This is a genomic window from Marinomonas gallaica (genome assembly GCF_001639745.1).
GTDB classification, from domain to species: Bacteria; Pseudomonadota; Gammaproteobacteria; order Pseudomonadales; family Marinomonadaceae; genus Marinomonas; species Marinomonas gallaica.
In genome coordinates this window covers 319,380-336,933 of sequence record NZ_LTAX01000001.1, presented here as the reverse complement: position 1 = coordinate 336,933, position 17,554 = coordinate 319,380, and the positions used below count along the sequence as shown (strand labels likewise).

The window sequence follows — 17,554 nt, the reverse complement described above, 5'->3', positions numbered from 1 at the left end:
AGGGATAAGCGATGCTAGATAAAGAACTAGAGCAAACCTTGAATAATGCTTTCAAAGCCGCTCGTGACAAGCGTCATGAATTTATGACTGTTGAGCACCTTTTATTGGCTTTGATTGACAATGCTGCCGCAAGCAAAGTGCTAGAGGCTTGTGGTGTTACGTTAGAAACCTTGAGCAAGGAGTTAGAAGAGTTCGTTGACAGCACAACCCCCCTTATCCCAGAAGACGATCAAGAGCGGGAAGTGCAGCCTACCCTAGGATTTCAGCGTGTACTCCAGCGTGCGGTGTTCCACGTTCAATCATCTGGCAAACGAGAAGTAACGGGTGCGAATGTTCTTGTGGCGATTTTCAGTGAACAAGAAAGCCAAGCCGTTTATTTGCTGCGCCGCCATAATGTAGCGCGCATTGATGTTGTCAATTTTGTCGCGCATGGCATTTCAAAGCTAGGCGGTTCAACACCAGATGAATCGATTGAGCAGGAAGATGAAGACGGCGAAGATAGTGCCAAAGCGCCACTACAGAAATACGCGACAAACTTGAATGAAGAAGCGAAAGCCGGACGAATAGATCGTTTGATCGGACGTCAAAATGAAGTTGAGCGAGTCGTACAAACGCTTTCTCGTCGCCGAAAAAATAACCCGCTCTTAGTGGGGGAATCAGGCGTGGGTAAAACCGCCATTGCTGAAGGTCTTGCTAAGCGTATTGTAGATGGCGAAGTGCCTGATGTGATAGCTGACGGTATTGTTTATTCGTTAGATCTTGGTGCTCTTTTAGCGGGTACCAAATATCGTGGTGATTTTGAGAAGCGTTTAAAGCATCTGTTGGGCGAATTGAAAAAACTCCCGAATGCGATCCTATTCATTGATGAAATTCACACTATTATTGGTGCGGGCGCTGCGTCAGGTGGTGTGATGGATGCTTCGAATTTACTGAAACCTGCATTGAGCTCAGGCCAGTTACGTTGCATTGGCTCAACAACGTTCCAAGAATTTCGTGGCATTTTCGAAAAAGATCATGCCTTGGCTCGTCGATTCCAGAAAATCGATGTCAATGAGCCTAGTGTTGATGATACCTATGAGATTTTGAAGGGCATCATCGGTGCCTTTGAAGAGCATCATAAAATTAAATACGAAGACGCAGCGTTGAAGGCCGCGTCTGAGCTGGCGCAACGTTATGTTCCTGATCGTCATATGCCAGATAAAGCCATTGATGTAGTGGATGAAGCGGGTGCTTATCAGCGCTTGCAGCCAGAAGAGACACGCAAACAAATCATCACCGTAGAAGACATTGAAGATATCGTTTCTAAGATCGCACGAGTGCCTGTGAAAGCGGCCAATTCGGATGACAAAAAGGTACTTTCTAATCTTGAGCGCAACTTGAAAATGGTGGTGTTTGGTCAAGATGGTGCCATCGAATCCTTAGCGGATGCGATTAAGTTGTCTCGTGCAGGCCTGAAAGCCGAGCAGAAGCCGATTGGTTCATTCTTGATGGCTGGACCAACCGGTGTTGGTAAAACCGAGGTGACGCGTCAGCTGGCGAAGATCATGGGGCTTGAGCTTATTCGCTTTGATATGTCTGAGTACATGGAGCGCCATGCGGTATCGCGTTTAATCGGTGCACCGCCGGGCTATGTTGGTTTCGATCAAGGTGGTTTGTTGACAGAGGCTGTGACTAAGAACCCTCACAGTATTGTGTTGTTGGATGAGATTGAAAAAGCGCATCCTGAAGTTTTCAACTTGCTGTTACAAGTAATGGACCACGGTACATTGACCGATAATAATGGCCGCAAAGCGGATTTCCGTAATGTGGTGTTAGTGATGACCTCTAATGCTGGCGCTGAAGTGCTTGCTAAAAGATCGATTGGCTTCTCTATGCAGGACCATTCAACCGATGGTATGGAAGCCATTAATAAGACCTTCACGCCAGAGTTCCGTAACCGATTGGATGCGGTGATTCAATTTAAGCAGCTTGATGAGCAGGTTATCTTTAATGTTGTCGATAAATTCTTGGTTGAATTGCAGGCTCAACTTGATGCTAAAGGTGTTCTGATCGAAGTGAGTGATACGGCTCGCGGTTGGTTGGCAAGTAAAGGTTATGATCGTCAGATGGGCGCCCGTCCGATGGCGCGCGTGATCCAAGAGCATCTGAAGAAACCACTTGCTAACATGATCTTATTTGGTGATTTAGTAGAGGGTGGTGTTGTCGCAGTTGCATTAGATGAAGAGAAAGATGAATTGTCATTCTCCGTTAGGAAAGAGTCTGTGCGCTGTTGATGTAACATTAAGCCCTCCATGGAGGGCTTAATTCCTATATACCAAAGCACAAAAAAGCCGCTTAAAGTATTAAGCGGCTTTTTTGTAAATCACATTCTCGTCGTGTATTAGCGAGAACGGTAAACGATTCGACCTTTTGATAAATCGTAAGGTGTTAGTTCAACCTTTACTTTATCTCCGGTCAAAATTCGAATGTAGTTTTTACGCATTTTTCCGGAAATATGCGCAGTCACAACGTGACCGTTTTCAAGTTCCACACGGAACATAGTGTTTGGAAGGGTATCGACAATCGTACCTTCCATTTCAATGCTATCTTCTTTTGCCACAATCAGTGTCCTGTTCTTAATTAAGGTTAAGCATTCTCTCGCTATTTAGGCTAAAAATAGGCTTGTGATTGGCGAGTTTGCTAAAATTTCGGCCGTATTTTGCCCAAAATAGCGCTAAAAAGCAAATTTAGCCCATAAAATTAGTGATGGGCAAAGGCGCTTTATGCTTCGCTAGTGCTGCTAGCTGGCTGTTTGGGCATGGGCTGGGTATCAGTTGCTGTAACGCTCTAACAAAATCTTTTTTGTTAAGCATTTTTGCACCCAATGACGTAAGGTGCTCCGAATATACTTGGCAGTCGATCATTTGTATACCCAGATCATGCGCTAACTGGCAAAACTGCCATAATGCCACCTTTGAACCATTGTTTTTAAGAGAATACATCGATTCCCCAAAAAACATGCTCCCCATTGCCACGCCGTAAAATCCGCCGGCTAATTCGCCATCCAAAAAAGATTCAACCGAAAAAGCAAAGCCTTGCTTGTTCAATTTTGAGTATGCGTCAATGATGTCTTCAGATATCCAGGTTCCTTCATTATTTGCACGCAGTTGACGGCAGATGTCGACTGACTGCCTAAAGTCTGAGTTTACTTTCCAACTCCAGTTTTTATTTCTAAGGCTCTTCTGCAGCGATTTACTGGTATGGAAATCTGAAGGAGTGAGTGTGCAGCGTTCATGTGGATGCCACCAAAGGATTGGGTCAGGATCGCTGTACCATGGAAAGAATCCATGCCGATAAAGGTGAACTAATCGCTCAGGTTTTAAATCGCCACCGACCGCAGAAAGGCCTTCAGGGTCATCCAGAGACTTAAATGGGTCCGGCGTATCATAAATAGATTCTGTCAACAGAACGAGCTCTTTTGTGTTTTCTGAGCTTTTTTCAGTGGAATCTCGCATGAATTCTCTTAAAAAGACGTGTTGGAGTGCTGTTATTATCCACAATTCTTACCCCGTTTTACCAGTACTTAGTGAGTGAATACACTTTTTTTGGTCGCTTTGTAGGTATTTCGTATCGAAGTCGTATGATTATTGCTTGATTTTGCATTCTGATATGCTTTTTTTGCTCCTTAGACATGAGTAAAACATGAAAAATGCAAAAAAAAATCAAAAAAAGTGTTCGTAGTGCTTGACCAGCAAAGTAAAACTTGGTTTTAATCAAGTACGTTCAGAGCGGCGAATAAAAATATTAAACGAATCGCTGTTCACGGACTAAAAATTTTTCGGTGTTGTGGGTTTGTCACAAAACTGAAATTGATAGGCTTTACTATATTTAAGTCGCTGATATCTCAGCGTTAAATGATTTTTAGGTGCTAAGCCTTTCAAAAGGTCTTGAGACCGAACATATATAATTAAAGGGGAATCTTGAATGAAAGCGATTAAACTTGCTTCTGTTTTCGCGGTATCTGCTGTTGCAGCTGCGGTATCTACATCTACTTTCGCTGTTGAGCCAGTATTTTCTGGTGAAGCGGGCATCGAATACGTTAGCTACTACGGCGAATCTAAAGATACCGGTGATCTAGCAGACGGTACGGATCTTGGTGAAGTTGAGCTATCGATCGATACTGGTGTTGTATACGCTGAGATCGAAGTTAAAACAACGGGTAATGACGAAGGCACTGATATCAACTTTGAAAAACTTTATGTGAAACAAGGTGCGGTATCTTTCGGTCGTTTTGATGGATCTGTTTCTACTGGCGCATTCATGGGCATGGATGAGCTTCAAAGTGGTGTAGATCTTCGCACAGCTCAAGGTGACACTGATAACACAGGTCTTCGTTACGCAGTAGCACCTGGTCTAACTGTAGCACTTGAAGCAACTACAAATTCTAACGATGATTCCGATATCGGCGCGGCAATCTCTTATGTTGTTGATCTAGATGCAGTCAAATTAGGTATTTCTGGTGGTGCCATCGGCGATGCTAATTCTGTAAACGTGGGCGCGCAATTCAATGCTGGTCCAGCGACTTTGTCTGCTAACTACGGTGTAGGCGAAACAGGTACAGATAATACCACTGATGTTCAACAAGCTGGTTTCGGTGTTGAACTTGCTGCGACAGATGCGCTTACGCTAATTCTTCAGTACTCTAAAGATCTAGAGGGCGATAAAGAAGATGGTACTTACTTTGTTGCTGAGTACGCTGCAGGTGACCTAACGTACTACTACAAAAACTACAACGGTGATCTAGCGGCAGATTCTGCTTATGAAGGTTCTGAGCATCACACAGTTGGTGTTAAAGCATTCTTCTAAGATTTCCCTATCTTAGTAAAAGCGAAAGCCAGCCCTTCGGGCTGGCTTTTTTTATGGTAAGCTTGCACCCTAAACATTGGCTGATGACATTGGAAGGTGGCTTTTGACACAAGTAGGGCGTGAGTCTGTACGATCACTTGTCTGGGGAACATTTGCGAAGCAGGCGGCGTTTATTGCCGCAATGTTGTTTTTTCTATTTTTTGCTTTCGCGACTTATACCTACAATCCAGAAGATGCCGGTTGGTTTTATTCTGGCAGTGGTAGTGCCGTTCAAAATTCTATGGGGCCGATAGGTGCAATGTTAGCTGATTTATTGTCAGCCTTCTTTGGCAGCCTGTTTTATTCGTTACCTCTACTTTTCTTATTGGTTGCCTTTATATTATGGCGCAACCCACATCAAATGATTCCGCTTAATAATGCCATTCTCTGTTGCGTTGGTAGTATTTTATATTTGAGTTTTGGCTCCGCGCTTTGTTTTTTGCACACGGTAGGAAATGCTTCACTGCAGTTTGGAACAGGCGGTATTCTAGGGCAATCCCTTGGGCAGTTGCTTTATCATTGGATTGGCTATGATGGTGGTACTCTGGTCAGTCTTGCTTTAGTTCTACTCGCGTTTACTCTTTTAGCTCAAGTTCATTGGTCCCAAGCACTTGAATTCATTGGCGAGCGAACGGAAATGGCTTATCTGTGGGTCATTAGGCGTTTTCAACGTGATGAGGACGTAGAAGAACAAAATGATAAATCAACTAAACAGAAAGCAAAGAAGGCTGCTGAGAAAGCAGCTAAAAAAGCAGTTGAAGACGACGAACTAGAAAAGCCTGCTATATTCCGTAAAAAGAAAGTGGCAGCAGTGATCGATGACGAGGCAGGTCTAGATGAGACGGAAGAAAAAGTGTCTTTATGGGAAAAAATGAAAGGCAAGTTTACGCGTTCGTCTAAGATAGAAGATTCAGTCCAACTAGAAGCCAATAGAGAGCATCGAGAACCAAGTTTTGATGGACTGGACTCAGCGTCCTTTAATGACAGCGATGATACTTTTGATTTTACAGATACCTTATATGTCGAAGAAGATCATCGAGACATCAGCTTTGATGACGTCTGGGATAAGAAAGAACCTAGTGCAGTATCTGAAACAAAGTTGTCATCTGCGAACATTCAGCATAAACAGAAAAGGTTTAATGCAGAGACATCTCCTGTAGAGCAAGTAGCGATGGAGCAACCTTCTAGCCAGACTCGTTCGCAGCAAGAAACAGAGCTTCAATTTGCTGCGGATCAAAGTGTCGATGAGCCACCATTTATAACAGAAACAGTGGCCAAGCCACCTAAAACACAATTATCAGCGCAACCTACTCCTGATTCAGCGGCGCACAAACCTGCGGTGAAAACCTTATCTGAGGCCAAGCAACTTGATGGTCTTGGTGGACCATCGACTGAAATTGAGCGCTCTGAAGCACTTTACAGTTTGCCTGATCGAGCTGTATTAACGCCGCCGAAGCCTAAACAAGGTGGTTATACCGAAGACGAGCTGTTGGATCTTTCTGCGTTATTAGAGCAGCGGCTACAAGATTTTGGTGTGAAAGCCGAAGTTGTTGAGGTCAACCCTGGTCCAGTGATTACGCGGTTTGAAATCCAGCCTGCGCCTGGTGTAAAAGTTTCTAGAATCACCAACTTGGCCAAAGATTTAGCGCGCTCATTAAGCGTATTAAGTGTGCGAGTGGTCGAAGTGATCGCTGGTAAATCTACTATTGGTATTGAAATACCAAACCAACATCGTGATACCGTTTACTTTTCTGAAGTAATCAATACACCTATGTATGACAATGCAACATCGCCTTTAACTTTGTCACTTGGACATGATATTTCGGGTGAAGCGGTGGTGGTCGACTTGGCTAAAATGCCTCATGTGTTAGTGGCAGGTACTACCGGCTCGGGTAAGTCGGTGGGGGTTAATGCCATGATTCTCAGTATGTTGTTAAAGTCGACACCTGACGAAGTACGCATGATCATGGTCGACCCTAAAATGTTGGAACTTTCTATTTACGAAGGTATCCCACACTTATTAACGCCTGTTATCACGGATATGAAAGATGCTGCCAATGGCTTACGTTGGTCAGTAGACGAAATGGAACGCCGTTATAAATTAATGTCCAAGTTAGGCGTACGAAATATTGCCGGTTTCAATAAAAAAGTACGTGAAGCCGCGGCGGCGGGCGAGCCTATTGAAGATCCATTATGGACACCTGAAATGGCGATGTTCTCGGAAGATGGCGTGGCACGCACTGTACCTTATCTAGAGCCTTTACCGTACATCGTTATTGTCGTCGACGAGTTTGCCGACATGATGATGATTGTAGGTAAAAAGGTCGAAGAACTGATTGCTCGTATCGCCCAAAAAGCTCGTGCGGCGGGTATTCATCTAATACTAGCGACCCAGCGTCCTTCAGTGGATGTTATTACGGGTTTGATTAAAGCTAATATACCAACACGTATGGCGTTCCAAGTATCCTCGAAAATAGATTCTCGTACCATCCTTGATCAAGGTGGTGCAGATCAGCTGCTTGGACAAGGTGACATGTTGTATCTACCGGCTGGACTGCCAACCCCAATACGTGTGCATGGTGCCTTTGTGTCGGACGAAGAAGTGCATGCTGTAGTGGAGGAGTGGAAAGCACGCGGCGAGCCAGATTACATTAATGATGTGACCGTGAGTGCGGAAGAGCTTACCGCTGGCGGTGGTGAAGACAAAGATGCCTTATACGACGAGGCCGTGAAAATTGTGATAGAAACGCGTAAAGCTTCTATCTCCTCTATTCAACGACGTCTAAAAATTGGCTATAACCGAGCTGCAAACTTGGTCGAAGCAATGGAATCTGCTGGATTAGTCGGACCAATGGGAACCAATGGTCAACGAGAGATTCTGATTCCTGAGTAGGAATCCGTTACGCGAGGAAAATGTATGAGTCGTTTTATTTGTGCGCTAGGCATGTTTTTAGCAGTGAATGCTTGGGCTGACACATCAGTCGATTCACTGACACAATTGCTCGAAGAAAATCGAAATGTTGAGGGTGAGTTTCGTCAAGTTACGTATAACGAGCAGGGGGAGCAAGTGCAGCACAGCGAAGGTGTTTTCTTGCTTGCAGCGCCTAATCGTTTTGTCTGGGATACGATTTCACCTTTCCCACAGCGAATTATTTCAGACGGCGAGTGGGTTACGATTTGGGATGTTGATTTAGAGCAGGCCACACGTAAACCTTTTGCAGGAACAGTCGGTAATTCACCTGCAGCTTTGCTGGGGGATTCTGCTGCTAATGTATTGAGTCATTATGCTGTCGAAAGCGTTGGTAAGGACAGCTATAAGCTAGCGCCTAACGATCAAGAAGACTTGTTCGATTCATTAACACTGTCGTTTAATGATAAGGCGATCAGTGCGATGAGCATCAAAGATGTATTAGGTCAAACAACCGTGATTGAGTTCTCGAATATAGAGGCTCATGAAGGGGTATCAGAACAAAATTTTAATGTGGACCTACCAGAGTCCGTCGATGTAATTATTGAGCAGTAGCCAATGGACGATTTGTTTGCCTCCGATGATGTTAACCTAATGCAACCGTTGGCTGCCCGCATGCGCCCTAAAACATTAGACGAATATGTCGGGCAAGAGCATTTGGTTGGCGAAGGAAAGCCACTGCGTAAAATGGTGGAACGTCGCCAAGGGCATTCGTTTATTTTATGGGGGCCGCCAGGCGTAGGAAAAACGACGTTTGCACAGTTGTTTGCCCATTCATTGGACGCTAAGTTTATTGAATTATCGGCTGTTATGTCAGGCGTAAAGGACATTCGTGCGGCGGTTGACGATGCCAAGCAATGGCGTTTAATGACTCAAAAATCGACGCTACTGTTTGTCGACGAAGTACACCGATTTAATAAATCGCAGCAAGACGCTTTTCTACCGTATATAGAAGATGGCACGTTTCTATTTGTTGGTGCGACCACTGAAAACCCTGCCTTTGAACTCAACTCCGCTTTGTTATCCCGTGCTCGAGTGTACCGATTACAGACCCCTACAGTTGATGACCTTTTATCGGCGATGAAGCATGCTCTAAATGACTGTCGCCGAGGTTTAGGCGATCGTAAGATCCAAATTAAAGATGAACAATTAGCGATCTTAGCGCAGGCTGCGGATGGTGATGTTCGTCGTAGCTTGAACTTTTTGGAAATCCTTGCGGATTTCGTTGAGGACGGGGAAGCGGTCACTAATGCCCAGTTAGAAGATATACTAGGGGGCAGCATTCGTCGCTATGATAAAGGCGGTGATGTGTTTTATGATCAGATATCCGCGTTTCATAAGTCGGTACGAGGCTCTTCTCCTGATGGTGCATTATATTGGATGGCGCGTATGCTCGATGGGGGATGTGATCCACTTTATATCGCCCGCCGATTATTAGCGATTGCCTCAGAAGATATCGGTAATGCCGATCCAAGAGCCTTGCAGATTGGTTTAAATGCGTGGGATATATTTGAGCGAGTTGGCCCATACGAAGGTAACCGTGCGATTGCTCAAGCGGCGGTTTATATGGCGTGTGCACCAAAGAGCAATGCGTTATATAAAGCGTTTAACCAAATGATGAGTGATGTTAAAAACCAGCCTAGTTTGGAAGTGCCAAATCATTTGCGTAACGCACCAACGAGTCTTGCCAAAGACATGGGGCATGGTGAAGGTTATCGTTATGCTCATAATGAACCGAATGCTTACGCTGCAGGCGAATCTTATTTACCGGCTGAATTGGCTAATGAGCGTTATTACATTCCGACCGATAGAGGGTTAGAAAAGAAAATTGCTGAGAAACTGGCTTGGCTTGAAGAGCAAGACTTGCAGAGTTCACAAAAACGCTATCATGAAGGAGAAAACGGGTAGTGCTTTATCTGATGGTTGCTTTAGGTGGTGCGTTAGGCGCTGTGTCACGTTATGCCTTAGCTAAATGGGTCAATGGTTTTTGGCAGGCACCATTTCCTATGGCAACATTGTCGATCAATGTACTAGGGAGTTTTCTCATGGGAGTCGCATTTGTGATCATCAGTGAGCGTATTCCGAGCGTAGAGTCACTAAGGCCCTTTATTATGGTCGGCTTTTTGGGGGCTTTTACTACCTTCTCGACTTTTTCATTAGAAATTGTCTCTCTGGTGAATCAGCAGGCTTGGCTAAGTGCCTTAAGCTATTTATCATTAAGCTGTTTGTTAGGTATATTGGCATTAGCCGCAGGCGTAGGCCTTGCGCGCTTTGTTTAAGACCAATCTACAACAGTTATTTCAATATTCAACTATATAAGGTTTTGTTGCAGCGATGTTAGATATTAAAGCTCTACGGGCGGATCCAGAAGCGATTGCCGCTTTACTAAAGAAAAAAGGCTTTGATTTAAATGTGGCGACTTTCTCTAGTTTAGAAGAACGTCGTAAAGCAATTCAGATTGAAACAGAGAACCTGCAACAGTCCCGTAACGCCGCATCCAAAGAAATTGGCTCAGCAATGAAAGCGGGCGACAAAGCTTTGGCGGATGAATTAAAAGCAAAAACGGCCACATTGGGTGATGACTTATCCGCCGCGAAAGAGCAGCTTTCTCAGGTTCAAGCCGAAATGGAAGCGTTTCTTGAAAGCATTCCAAACATTCCCCATGAATCTGTACCAGCGGGCGCGACGGAAGATGACAACGTTGAAATTCGTCGCTGGGGCGAGCCGCGTACCTTTGACTTCGATGTGAAAGACCATGTTGATGTTGGTGCTGCACTGGGTATGCTGGATTTTGAAATGGCTGCCAAGATTACTGGCTCTCGTTTTGCTGTTATGCGTACTGATCTAGCTCGTCTGCATCGCGCATTGATTCAATTTATGTTGAACACACACATCGAAGAGCATAACTATTCTGAAATCTATGTGCCTTACTTAGTGAACGCTGCATCGCTACGTGGTACAGGTCAACTGCCAAAATTTGAAGATGACTTGTTCAAAGTACCCGTTGATAAAGACAGCGGCAATAGTGACTTGTATTTGATCCCAACGGCAGAAGTTCCAGTTACCAATATTGCTCGTGATGAAATTTTAAACGATGCAGATTTGCATCAGAAGTTTGTTGCGCATACGCCTTGTTTCCGTAGTGAAGCTGGTAGCTACGGCCGTGATACTCGCGGCATGATCCGTCAGCACCAATTTGAAAAAGTAGAGCTAGTGCACATCTGTCGTCCTGATCGTTCTACGCAAGCGCTTGAGGAGTTGATCGGTCACGCTGAAGTCATTCTACAAAAGCTAAACTTACCTTACCGCACTGTTATCCTTTGTGGTGGTGATCTAGGTTTCTCTGCGCATAAAACCTATGACATAGAAGTGTGGCTTCCTGGTCAGCAGAAATACCGTGAGATCTCTTCTTGCTCAAACATGTGGGACTTCCAAGCACGTCGTATGCAGGCTCGCTGGCGTAACCCTGAAACAGGTAAGCCAGAATTGGCACATACTTTGAATGGTTCAGGTCTAGCTGTAGGCCGTACTCTGGTGGCGATTCTTGAAAACTACCAGAATGCAGATGGTACGGTTACTGTACCTGAAGCACTTGTGCCTTACATGGGCGGTAAGACTCTGATCGGTTAATCGGGTTTGCAACAATATTTTAAAAGCCCCCGGTGTGGGGCTTTTCTGTTTGAGAAAGAAAAATTATGACGGGTAAAGTATATTTGGTCGGAGCAGGTCCAGGTGACCCTGACTTGCTAACGATGAAAGCGCATCGTTTACTTTTAGCTGCAGATGTCGTGCTTTATGATCGATTGGTCGGTGAACAAATCATTGCAATGATCCCTGACAAAGCAGAAAAGCTTTATGTCGGTAAAGCGAAGTCATTGCACAGCTTGCCGCAGGATCAAATTAATCAGTTGCTGGCGAGTAAAGCGAAAGAGGGTAAAGTCGTTGTTCGTCTAAAAGGCGGCGATCCATTTATCTTTGGTCGTGGAGGCGAAGAACTAGAAGAGTTAGTCTGCGAAGGGGTGTCATTTGAAGTCGTCCCAGGGGTGACGGCAGCAGCCGGTTGTGCCGCGTATGCTGGTATTCCACTTACACATCGAGACTATGCTCAATCGGTTCGATTTCTAACCGGGCATCTTAAAGATGGCACCACGGATTTACCTTGGGATGAGCTGGTACACCCATCACAAACGTTGGTTATTTACATGGGCTTGACTGGGCTAGAATCCATCAGTCAGTCATTGATTCGTTTTGGTATGCGTCCCTCTATGCCAGTGGCCATTGTCGAAAAAGGCACGTCAATAGAGCAGCGAGTGTTCACTTCAACAATGAAAGATGTGCATCAAATGGCCTTAGACAATGAAGTGAAGTCACCCGCTTTGCTGATCATTGGCGAAGTTGTCGCATTACAAGACAAGCTATCATGGTTTGGAAAGTAACCAATCTTTGAGAGAAGAAAGGCAGCATTCGCTGCCTTTTCTAAAGGCAATTTGCCGGTTTAGGCAATCCCGCAATTTTGGCAGCTAGCTTAGGAGGACTGCCAGGGAAAAGCTTCATGAGATAGATGCTTTTCCCTTTTTCTGCTCCCAATTCTTTTGCGACGGCTTTTACAAAAGGGCGCATGGCGGGTGATACTTCAAACTGTTGATAGAAATTGCGCAACACTGTTAAAACCGCCCAATGCTCTGCTGTGAGTACAAGACCTTCTTGTGTGGCTATTTCTTCTGCTAGGGCTTCGCTCCAATCACTGAGATTGAGCAGGTAGCCTTCTTCATCGAACTGCTTAGCTGATAATGTCATAAATCACCAAGAAACAATTTTGTCATATTGCGTGGTCAAATCGACCCACTGCGGATCAGAAATGGCCTCACCAAAAGGTACGGATAGACCGTTGGCGGTTAAATCGTGCTCTCTAAAGTAGAGAGTAACGCCTTTTTCGATCAGTTGAGTGAGCATTGATTGCTGGGTTAGGCCTCGGAGTACACCCACTTCCATTAATAATACCGCATCGCCAGACATCAAACTTAATTGCCAGTCTTGTTCGACGCTTTGTGGGTACATACTTTTATTTATTTGATACAGCTTCATGGATGCCCCTTAAAAGTGGTAGATGTCTGAATGTTGATCGAGCATGTCGAGCCAGCTTTCTTGTGCTAAAGGGGATACACCAGGCCATGTTTCAATAGCGAGCTTAGCAATCTCCTCCTGTTTTACATAAATATTCTCAATATCGTAAAACTCTAGTCCATCAAGCAGTTTGAATAAATGCTTTCCTTGTCGGACTGTTGGTGTTTGAGAGGCAATTAATAATGCTAAGGCGTCACCCGTTATGGCAATGCTGATTGATTGCTCAAAGGTGCCAAAGACTAGTGCCAGATCCAGAGCTTCTTTAATGGAATTGCTGCTATAAGGGGAGCTTGACAGATAGATGAGAGTAGACATATTACTTGAACCTCATGGTGCGATCAGACTCAAGCGTCAAACTTAATAAACTGCCGAGCCCCTCTAACAGGAAGCCACTGGCAAGATTGTGTTGATCGACTTCATGACGCTTAGCTTCTGCTTCATTGAGTTCGCCACGACGTAATGCTGCTGCGATACACACATATAAAGGGATGCTGTGTTGCTGAGCGAACTGCACCCACTCATCACGAATGTTGCACTCATCGCGTGGTGGCATGGCCAGCGCATTCGCTATGTTAACGGCTTCTTCGTAAAAAAAGACACCTGACAATGTATGTCTGCTGTCTTGGACGACTGCTTCAGCAAAGTCTAGTGCCGTATGGCAGGCTTTACTGCTTGTAGGGCTGCCCGTTATGAAAAGAGAGTAATTCATAGAGTTGCTTCTTAAATAAAGCAAATTTTACACATAAAAAAGGCCGCAGTCTGCGGCCTTTTAATATCCTATGGCGCGATTAGTCGTCGCTTGCCATACCGAATAGAGACAATAGGCTTAGGAACATGTTGTACAAAGAAACATATAGGTTCACTGTAGCCATAATGTAGTTAGTTTCTCCACCACGTACGATCTCACTGGTTTGCAGTAAGATAATGGCTGCAGAGAACAGTGTGAAGCCAACAGAAATAAAGATCTGAAGCGCTGGAAGTTGAATAAAGAAGCCAGCAATCATGGCAAACAGCAATGCAAAGAAGCCTATGGTGATGAAGCCATTAAGGAAACTGAAATCTTTTTTAGATATAAGCGCGTAGGCAGAAAGACCCATAAAAGAGAGTCCTGTCATTGCTAAGGCACTCATGATCAGTGTCCCACCGTTGGCCATGTTTAGATACATGTTAAGAATAGGGCCTAGTGTTAGTCCCATAAAGCCAGTCAGTGCGAAGACGCATAAAATGCCAGCGGCGCTATTTTTACATTTGTGCGTCAAAAATAGTAAACCGTAGAAACCGACCAAAGTAATAATTAAGCCCATAGGCGGTAAATTCATAACCACGCTAACACCAGCGGTAAACGCACTGAAAAGCAAGGTTAGTGATAGTAATCCATACGTGTTGCGCAGCGTCTTATTGGCCGCCTGTGACGTATGAGTCGTCGAAAGGGCATCAGTGTAACGCATGATAGTGCTCTCCTAGTTAAATTAACCTTCAATATAAGACAGACTATGCGGGCAGAAGTTCCAAAGTTCAATATTTATTGTGCGTATCTAATTAGAAACGCAAACGCCCGCTGGATAAGCGGGCGTCGAGAGTCGGGAAATCGTTAGATTCTATGAAGCTACGGCGGCTTTATGAGTGCCAGAAGCTTGTTTGGTTTTATGTTTATCCACTTGGCGAGCTAATTTATCGATCATATTATCAATAGCGAAAAATAAGCGATCTTCAGAAGACGCGGTGGCGAATAGCTCTTTGCCGGGTAAATGTATTCGTGCTTCTGCTTTCTGTTCTTTACTGTCTTGTACAAGCGTCACGTTGACGGATGTTATTTGATCACTCAATTTGGCGATTTTGTTCATTTTTTCATTGATGTGATCTTTGATTGCTGGAGTGATGTCGACGTGGTGACCAGTAATATTTATTGTATACATGCAACTTTCTCCTCAGTAAAGTCGGCCGAATGTTGGAGAATGGAAGGTGTCCAACTCCGCGGCACAGTTTCAGCATAGGAGTCCAAAATTTCCCTGTCAACACTCTTTAACGGTAAAGAAATGTTGCTGTCACAATTTTCTGAAACACATATTTTTTATGCTTGCTTCGTAAGAGAAAAGCGAGTTATCGTGCTAAAAGCTTTGCTGTTTGGTAAACTGAATAATCCCGAACGAAATGGTCGTGTTTATGGCTGCCCCTGATTTTTTGTTACCCGTCTCGTTTAACCTAGCTTGTGAGCTTGGTCTAGAGGAAAGTGTATTGCTGACCTATTTGCAGCAGCGATCGCATTACCTTAATACACGTCAGATGAAAATTTCTCATAGAGAATTAGTCGAAATGCTGCCTTTTTGGACCGCCCCGTATGTGGTGCGCTTACTGAGCAGTCTTCAAATGGCGCAGGTTTTACAGTTCCGTCGCTCAGACTCCGGCGTAGAAATACTATTAGAGTCTGGTGAGCAACAAGCGCACACAGATGCTCCGGCTACAAAGCAGCAGGCTGCTGCGCCTGTTACTCAGAAGCCCGCTGAGCCAAAAGAAGATGCGATGAGCAAATTGTCTCGCTTGCAAACAGAAGCCTATAATCAAGGCGCAACACCACAGCCGCAATTTACTCAACGCTCTAAACCGCAACATACTGAATCAGCAATGCCAATGCCTGCCTCGGGAAAAGATCGACGAGGTCTAACTGACTTTGATTTGTATCTTGAGGCAAAAGAACGCACGCGTCAGCCTGATCAATGGTTACCCGAAGAGGCGACATTTGAGCAAATTCAGCAGGCGGGTATAGAGCGAGAATTTGCAGAGTCTCTGTTAGCTGAATTTTTGCTAAGAATTAAAGAGCAGCGTAAAAATGTTCGTACTTGGAATAGCGAATTCTTTAAATACGTGAAACGTCAATGGCAATACAAACAATCGGATCGTCAGTCCTATGAAGGAACCGCAACCTATACAGCAAATTCTAAGTCCAATCGAGAGCAAGTTAGCAGCGCCCTCACAAACATACACGACACAGACTGGTAACACCGAGCGAGAGCAGAGCCAAGCTTCTCCAGAAGCTGAGCAGCGAACTCGTGTACTGGTGAACATGTTATTTGCTCGCTTCAAAGCGATTTACACGCATAAATTTGCCTCGGCGTATTCGACAACTGAAGAAGTTAAACTGGCTAAACGTGAATGGGCGATTGCCTTGAAAGGCTTCCAAGAGCCGCTTTTGGCGTACGCTGTCGAGCGCACCAAAGAGCGTTTTGCATGGCCACCTACTATTTCAGAGTTTTTATCGGTTATTCAAACTGCTTACAAAGCGTACGGCTTACCAGAGCCACGCCAAGCGTATATGGAAGCGTGTGGTTGCCGTCATAATCCCCAAGAAAACCGCTGGTCGCATGCCGCTGTTTATTTTGCTGGCTCGGAGACGGGCTGGCACTATTTAAGCACCGAAGATGAGCGCACGACTAGGCCCATATTCGAAAAGCATTACACGCGCTTAGTCGATAAAGTGATCAATGGCGAGAAGTTGGTGATACCGAAACCAGTCATGATAGAAGACAAGTCGGCTCCTGTACTTGACGACCTGTTAAATGACTTATCTAAACAGTTAAATCTAACAGAAAGTGATATAGCCCCGCACTTGTACTACTTGTACAAGACCAAAGGCACAAAGATTCGCGTTTTGTACCGTGAGCGAGCGCAAGAGGCGCTTAAGGCATTGGGTTACAGGGGTCAGTTGCCTAACTAGAAGCTTATGCAAATATGTGATTAAGTGAACTCAAAGGTATTTCTTTAACAAAAACATACATATAAGGGTTTGCTTTAAGTTATATTGACAAAAAGTATGGTGAAAACTGACGTTTTACCTTACAAATAACTACGTTGAGTAAGACATTACTTCTTTTCGAAAAGTTTCGTAAACGATAACATTGTATACAGGGTTTCGTGCTTTATATGAGGTAGAGATGCGTAAGGTTCTGATTGTCGACGATCACACCATGGTGTGTGAAGGGATAAAGCGTGTCATTGAAGACATTCCGAGCGTGAATGTATGGGGAACCGTACACAGTGGTGAGGACGCTCTTAAGGTGCTGAGAAATGAACGCATCGACATTGTTTTAATGGACGTGCATATGCCTGGTATCGGCGGTCTTGGCGCAACGCTTGAGATTAAACGCTTATACCCTGATACAAAAGTCATTGCGTTATCTGGTACAGATGATGCGCCTTATCCAGCAAAGATGATGGAAGCGGGTGCAAGTGGCTATGTCGCAAAAGGTTCAGATCAGTCTGAACTAGTTGAAGCACTTGAAACGGTTATTCAAGGCAAACAATACCTTTCACGGGTTGTTGCCCAAAAAGTAGCGTTATCTAAAACGACCAAGAATGGGTCTGATTCACCGTTTAGTGAATTGTCTGAGCGTGAACTTCAGGTGGCACAAATGATCGTCGATTGTGTGAAAACAAAAGAGATTGCGGATAGGCTTCATGTATCTGACAAAACGGTCAGTACCTTTCGTAAGCGTATTTTCACCAAGCTTGAAATCCAAAGTGATGTTGAACTCGCGCGGCTTGCTATGCGTTACAATGTGCTTGGTCTAGTTTAAAGGTAAT

Annotated in this window: 19 protein-coding genes; 11 read left to right on the top strand and 8 right to left on the bottom strand. The window is 44.6% G+C overall.

Translation table 11 applies throughout. The features are described from left to right. The first annotated feature begins 11 nt into the window (after positions 1–11). Positions 12–2,273, top strand: coding sequence for an ATP-dependent Clp protease ATP-binding subunit ClpA (clpA, locus tag AYW76_RS01590; protein ID WP_067214923.1), 2,262 nt, complete (start codon positions 12–14; stop codon positions 2,271–2,273). A gap of 107 nt (positions 2,274–2,380) precedes the next feature. Here clpA and infA read toward each other — a convergent pair whose 3' ends face one another. Both infA and aat read right to left on the bottom strand, forming a co-directional pair. Then, a complete protein-coding gene (gene infA, locus AYW76_RS01585) occupies positions 2,381–2,599 on the bottom strand; it encodes a translation initiation factor IF-1 (RefSeq protein ID WP_055461515.1) in 219 nt (72 codons plus the stop codon). Positions 2,600–2,726: 127 nt separating this feature from the next. Then, positions 2,727–3,494, bottom strand: coding sequence for a leucyl/phenylalanyl-tRNA--protein transferase (gene aat / locus AYW76_RS01580; RefSeq protein ID WP_067214920.1), 768 nt, complete (start codon positions 3,492–3,494; stop codon positions 2,727–2,729). Positions 3,495–3,963: 469 nt separating this feature from the next. Here aat and AYW76_RS01575 point away from each other — a divergent pair, with 469 nt between their 5' ends. From AYW76_RS01575 to cobA, 7 genes are all read left to right on the top strand, one after another. Further along, positions 3,964–4,845: a hypothetical protein gene (locus AYW76_RS01575; protein WP_067214918.1), complete on the top strand. Its 882-nt coding sequence runs from the start codon at positions 3,964–3,966 to the stop codon at positions 4,843–4,845. Between the two features lie 103 nt (positions 4,846–4,948). Next, entirely contained in the window at positions 4,949–7,777 is a 2,829-nt protein-coding gene (locus AYW76_RS01570) for a DNA translocase FtsK (RefSeq protein WP_067214915.1), read from the top strand. Positions 7,778–7,801: 24 nt separating this feature from the next. Next, entirely contained in the window at positions 7,802–8,407 is a 606-nt protein-coding gene (gene lolA, locus AYW76_RS01565; RefSeq protein ID WP_067214912.1) for an outer membrane lipoprotein chaperone LolA, read from the top strand. Between the two features lie 3 nt (positions 8,408–8,410). Next, entirely contained in the window at positions 8,411–9,760 is a 1,350-nt protein-coding gene (locus AYW76_RS01560; protein WP_067214908.1) for a replication-associated recombination protein A, read from the top strand. After that, positions 9,760–10,131 (top strand): fluoride efflux transporter CrcB, encoded by a 372-nt coding sequence (crcB, locus tag AYW76_RS01555; protein WP_082866050.1) that lies wholly within the window; start codon positions 9,760–9,762, stop codon positions 10,129–10,131. The genes AYW76_RS01560 and crcB overlap by 1 nt, the downstream gene beginning before the upstream one ends. Positions 10,132–10,186: 55 nt before the next feature. Next, entirely contained in the window at positions 10,187–11,482 is a 1,296-nt protein-coding gene (serS, locus tag AYW76_RS01550) for a serine--tRNA ligase (RefSeq protein ID WP_067034565.1), read from the top strand. A gap of 65 nt (positions 11,483–11,547) precedes the next feature. Then, positions 11,548–12,288, top strand: a complete 741-nt coding sequence (cobA, locus tag AYW76_RS01545; protein WP_067214905.1) for a uroporphyrinogen-III C-methyltransferase — start codon at positions 11,548–11,550, stop codon at positions 12,286–12,288. Between the two features lie 40 nt (positions 12,289–12,328). Here cobA and AYW76_RS01540 read toward each other — a convergent pair whose 3' ends face one another. The 6 genes from AYW76_RS01540 to hpf all read right to left on the bottom strand — a co-directional run bounded on the left by AYW76_RS01540 (position 12,329) and on the right by hpf (position 14,892). After that, the gene (locus tag AYW76_RS01540) at positions 12,329–12,649 is read right to left on the bottom strand and encodes a TusE/DsrC/DsvC family sulfur relay protein (RefSeq protein ID WP_067214903.1); all 321 of its coding nucleotides are present in this window, start codon (positions 12,647–12,649) and stop codon (positions 12,329–12,331) included. 3 nt (positions 12,650–12,652) lie between these two features. Next, positions 12,653–12,937, bottom strand: a complete 285-nt coding sequence (locus tag AYW76_RS01535; RefSeq protein WP_067034556.1) for a DsrH/TusB family sulfur relay protein — start codon at positions 12,935–12,937, stop codon at positions 12,653–12,655. A 9-nt stretch (positions 12,938–12,946) separates the two neighbouring features. Beyond that, positions 12,947–13,291: a DsrE family protein gene (locus AYW76_RS01530; protein ID WP_067214900.1), complete on the bottom strand. Its 345-nt coding sequence runs from the start codon at positions 13,289–13,291 to the stop codon at positions 12,947–12,949. Between the two features lies 1 nt (position 13,292). Then, the gene (tusD, locus tag AYW76_RS01525; RefSeq protein WP_067214898.1) at positions 13,293–13,685 is read right to left on the bottom strand and encodes a sulfurtransferase complex subunit TusD; all 393 of its coding nucleotides are present in this window, start codon (positions 13,683–13,685) and stop codon (positions 13,293–13,295) included. A gap of 79 nt (positions 13,686–13,764) precedes the next feature. Continuing rightward, positions 13,765–14,424: a Bax inhibitor-1/YccA family protein gene (locus AYW76_RS01520; protein WP_067214896.1), complete on the bottom strand. Its 660-nt coding sequence runs from the start codon at positions 14,422–14,424 to the stop codon at positions 13,765–13,767. Between the two features lie 150 nt (positions 14,425–14,574). After that, the gene (gene hpf / locus AYW76_RS01515; RefSeq protein WP_067034544.1) at positions 14,575–14,892 is read right to left on the bottom strand and encodes a ribosome hibernation-promoting factor, HPF/YfiA family; all 318 of its coding nucleotides are present in this window, start codon (positions 14,890–14,892) and stop codon (positions 14,575–14,577) included. A 319-nt stretch (positions 14,893–15,211) separates the two neighbouring features. Between hpf and AYW76_RS01510 the strand changes: the two genes are divergently transcribed. From AYW76_RS01510 to AYW76_RS01500, 3 genes are all read left to right on the top strand, one after another. Continuing rightward, positions 15,212–15,973: a DnaT-like ssDNA-binding domain-containing protein gene (locus tag AYW76_RS01510; protein ID WP_231872523.1), complete on the top strand. Its 762-nt coding sequence runs from the start codon at positions 15,212–15,214 to the stop codon at positions 15,971–15,973. Then, on the top strand, positions 15,882–16,688 hold the full coding sequence (locus AYW76_RS01505; RefSeq protein WP_231872522.1) for a replication protein P: 807 nt from the start codon (positions 15,882–15,884) through the stop codon (positions 16,686–16,688). Before AYW76_RS01510 ends, AYW76_RS01505 begins: the two co-directional genes overlap by 92 nt. A 217-nt stretch (positions 16,689–16,905) precedes the next feature. Then, on the top strand, positions 16,906–17,547 hold the full coding sequence (locus tag AYW76_RS01500) for a response regulator (protein WP_067214886.1): 642 nt from the start codon (positions 16,906–16,908) through the stop codon (positions 17,545–17,547). Positions 17,548–17,554 lie beyond the last annotated feature (7 nt).